Raw genomic sequence first — 4,232 nt, 5'->3', positions numbered from 1 at the left:
GTTTAAAATCGATAATTGTTCAAGAATGTTTTGATTCAAGGGGTGTTGGCCAACCAGAGATTTTAGAGAAAGAAAGGTCATGTGCCTCATATGGAAGCGAGATAGTTCAAACTACAGTTGGACCAGAATTGTTTTATTATACATTGTTGCTTTTGGAAGAGACTGGCTTTTTTAATGCCTCTCTTTATTCTCCTTATGCAATAGCCGGAATAGAAACTTTAGGTTGGGAAATAGCAAAGCAAACCGAGCAAATTACAGGTAGATTTCCTGATGTTGTTGTTAGCACTCATGCAGGTGGAGGTTTAACCACAGGTACGGCAAGAGGCCTCCAAAAAGCTGGGGCGACTAATACCATAATAGTTGGTGCAAGTGTGGATCTTAGAGGTCTTCATATGGCTTCTGATAATGATTTTAATAGAAAATCATTTACAACAGGACACACAGGGTTTGGTATTCCTTTTGCAGTGTTTCCAGATAGATCTGATGTTCCAAGAAATGCTGCTAGAGTTCTCAGATATATGGACAGATATGTCCTTGTTACACAAGGAGAAGTCTTCTATATGACAGAATTGCTTGCAAAGTTAGAAGGGCTTCAAAGGGGACCTGCTGGAAATACCTCATTAGCTGCTGCTTTTGCCTTAGCAAGAGAAATGAACGAAGATGAGATAATAGTTGTTAATGAAACTGAATATACAGGCGCAGGAAAATTACCTAGTGCTCAATTAACATTTGCAAAACAAAACAACATCGAAGTAAAAAAAGGAGATCCGATAAAAGAGGATAAACCCGGCGAAAGGATAGTAATTCCAGAGAGTCCTTTACAGATCGGTTATATAGAAATACCAATGATGCAATTAAAAGAATCATATATAAATCAACTTTTTAAAAGATTAAATAAAACAGAATTTACTAGAAAAGAAATAGAATTTATTGCAGAAGACATCAGAGAAAGTGTTGGAACGGTCCAAAAATTGATAGAAAAACTAAGGGCATAATTTTTTATGTGAGGTGTTGTTTATGAAAGAAAGACCAGATGATTTTATTGAGAGGTCAGAGAAACTGCAACACATGACAGATGAAGAGTTGAATAAATACTTTTGGGAACTTGCAGAAAGGGTGGTAGAACCTTTAGTAGAACTAGCTCAAACGCATACTTCTCCCTCAATAGAGAGATCTGTGCTGCTTAGAATGGGATTCAACTCGTTGCAAGCAAAGGCTCTTGTTGAAAGAATTTCTCAAGAAAGGCTTTTATCTAAAGGTGCAGGCAATGTAGTATATCAGCTTGCGAGACTAAAAAATATTGATATCTTGCAAGCAGGCGAAGAACTGATAAAAGGAAATTATTGGGAAGAAGTAGAAAATTTATTCAAAGGTGGGAGTGTAGATGAAACTTCAACCAAATGAAAAGATAAAAGTGGAAGAAATACTGAAAGATCTAGAAAATTATATCCCAAAAAGAAAAGGGTGGACGTGGAGGAAAAAATTACCTGAAGGAGTAAAAAAAGGTGATTTTGATTATTATCAAATAAGTGAAGATTTAAAAAATTCTGTGCATTTACCTTCAGCTCACTATTTTGATAACATTGATCCTCAACCTGATACTGTAATAACATCAGAAATTGCTTCGGGTAGATTTGAAGAAGATATACGAAGGATGAGAATGGCTGCCTGGCATGGAGCAGATCATATAATGGTTATTAGGACACTGGGTCAAAGTCACGTGGATGGTCTTCTTGAAGGAACGCCTGAAGGAACTGGGGGTATTCCGATAACTAGAAAACAGCTTAGAGCTACTAGGAAAGCTTTAGATCTTATAGAAGAAGAAGTTGGGAGAGAGATAAATCTTCATAGTTATGTATCAGGGGTAGCAGGTCCTGAAATTGCGGTACTTTTTGCTGAGGAAGGGGTAAATGGGGCACACCAAGATCCTCAGTATAATATATTGTATAGAGGAATAAATCCAATAAGGTCTATTGTAGATGCTGCAGTTGCAAAGAAAATTATGGCTTCTGCTAATATGCTTCAAATAGATGGGGCTCATAATGCCAATGCATCTGCTAAGAAAGCTAGAAATGTGATGCCTGAACTACTTGTACAGCATGCAATAAATTCATTATTTTCTTTAAAAGTTGGAATGAAGAAAGAAAATATTGCTTTGTCAACCGTGCCACCGGTTGTTTCGCCTTCACCAGAATTTAGAATAAATTTAGTGTATGCAGTAACCTTAAGGGAATTATTTAATGGATATAAATTTAGGGCTCAAATGAACACAAGGTATATTGAGTCAGATTTGTTTGATGCTACCAGGATACATGTTTTAAATACAATGATATCAAGATTAACATCTGCTGATATACAATCAACAATTACCCCTGACGAAGGTCGAAACGTTCCATGGCATATTAATTCTATAAGAGGGGTTGAAACCGCAAAACATACCTTAATATCTGCAGATGGGATAAAAAAATATGTCAAACTTGATGAGGGAAAAATAAGGGAAGAAGTTAGGGAATTAAAGATGAGAGCTATCTTGATGCTTGAAGAAATTATTGAAATGGGAGGTTATTTTGAGGCGCTAGAAAATGGTATGTTCGTTGACAACGGTTTTTACCCAGAAAGAGCAGGAGATGGCATCGTCAGATCTAAGAATGGAGAAATTGCTGCAGGAACTGTTGTACCAAGAGATAAAGACTATATGGCACCAGTATGTGAACATTTTGGGTACAATAATTTACCCAAAAATATCGAAAAACCTTGTGATTTAATTGACGGATGTACGTTACATAAAAGAGAAAAGATTCAGTATATAGATGAATTAGACGAAGAAGATAATGTTGAAAAAAGGCTTTCTGAAATAAAAGAATATAAAAGTCAAAATCTTGTAAAACCGGAAGTTGAATGGAGTTATGATGGATGGATACAAATAGATATGACTATACCAGAACCTGAAGATTATGCACAAGCAGCCGCAATAGAGATATGTAAACGAATGGGCTTAGAAGAGATACAAGTTATAGGTAAAAAAATTTTGCATCCTGCTGAAGGTACTTATTTAGAGTTGAAAGGAAAGGTTCCTTTTTTTGTTAAAAAAGATGAATTACAACTTCCAAAGAAAGAAGAATTACTTGATGATGAAGAACTTTTTGATTTTTTTAGTAAACATAAGGTAAAGGTTGTAGCAGGTACTATTGGAAATGATGAACACAATATTGGAATAAGAGAAATTTTGGATATAAAACATGGTGGCATAGAAAAATATGGAATAAGTTATGTGTACTTGGGTACCTCTGTACCACCAGAGAAGATCATAGATGCTGCGATAGAAGTAGGTGCGCAAGCAATACTGGCTTCTATGATAATTACCCACAACGATGTTCACATTCAGAACATGAGAAAATTACATCAAATAGCCGTTGAAAAAGGGGTAAGAGATAAAATATTAATAATAGTAGGAGGGACTCAAATAACTAATGATTTAGCTGTTCAAAACTATATGGATGCAGGGTTTGGAAGAGGTACTACCGGTAAACATGTTGCAACTTTTTTAGCTAAAAAGTTAAAAGATTAAACTGTTTAAAAAAACAATATAAATAAATATTTTTTAAATATAATTAGGGTCTTTCGGTCCCTAATTATATTTTTCGTATGTAAATACAGAATTTTAGCCATTATATTATTAATTTTTTGATATAATAAAGTAAATGTAAAAAATTTCTGATTATTTTGAAAAAGATCTAGTAATATCAAATGGGTTTCAAAACGAAGTATCCATAATTTTAAAAGGAGGAGGAAGATAATGGGTTTTCAAATAAACACTAAAACTCTGAGAGACGCAGTGGAACTAGCTAATAACGCAGTTTCTAGAAAAACAACCAACCCGATTTTATCAGGTGTAAAATTATATCTTGAAGATAATGTGTTGCACATCTTTACAACCGATTTACAAACAGGTTTTCATAAGTGGCTTAAAGTAGAGGATGCCGATGGTCCATTTTCAACTGTCGTCGAGCAGAGGGTTTTTTTAGAGATATTATCAAGTCTTTCTTCAGAAACTGTGAGAATAGATTTAGATGGCGTAGTTAAATTATCAGGAGGAAATTCTAATTTTAAACTTCCAATGATGGATCCTGAAGAATTTCCTGCTTTAACTTTTGATGTTTCGGGTAACGCGATTTTATTAGATAAAAATATTGTTTCTAAAATGATAGATAAAGTGTTATTCTGCGTTCTAA

3 protein-coding genes and 1 pseudogene are annotated in these 4,232 nt (G+C 34.5%); all 4 read left to right on the top strand.

The window, feature by feature from the left end:
• The coding region (ortB, locus tag PKN74_RS08020; RefSeq protein WP_472310292.1) for a 2-amino-4-oxopentanoate thiolase subunit OrtB at window positions 1–995 on the top strand (995 nt) is incomplete at its 5' end.
• A 22-nt stretch (window positions 996–1,017) separates the two neighbouring features.
• On the top strand, window positions 1,018–1,404 hold the full coding sequence (locus PKN74_RS08015; RefSeq protein WP_472309922.1) for an ornithine aminomutase subunit alpha: 387 nt from the start codon (window positions 1,018–1,020) through the stop codon (window positions 1,402–1,404).
• The gene (gene oraE / locus PKN74_RS08010; protein ID WP_472310290.1) at window positions 1,385–3,568 is read left to right on the top strand and encodes a D-ornithine 4,5-aminomutase subunit OraE; all 2,184 of its coding nucleotides are present in this window, start codon (window positions 1,385–1,387) and stop codon (window positions 3,566–3,568) included. Before PKN74_RS08015 ends, oraE begins: the two co-directional genes overlap by 20 nt.
• A 228-nt stretch (window positions 3,569–3,796) precedes the next feature.
• Window positions 3,797–4,232 (top strand): annotated as a pseudogene (locus PKN74_RS08005) (hypothetical protein); the annotation flags it as partial.

The sequence above is a fragment of the Defluviitoga sp. genome (assembly GCF_035349255.1).
In the GTDB taxonomy this organism is placed as follows: Bacteria; Thermotogota; Thermotogae; order Petrotogales; family Petrotogaceae; genus Defluviitoga.
The sequence above is the reverse complement of the archived record's forward strand: the minus strand, read 5'-3'. Positions and strand labels throughout refer to the sequence as shown.

Coding starts and splice junctions, on each gene's coding strand:
- PKN74_RS08015 (WP_472309922.1), top strand. CDS start 1,018: ATGAAAGAAAGACCAGATGATTTTATTGAGAGGTCAGAGAAACTGCAA.
- oraE (WP_472310290.1), top strand. CDS start 1,385: ATGAAACTTCAACCAAATGAAAAGATAAAAGTGGAAGAAATACTGAAA.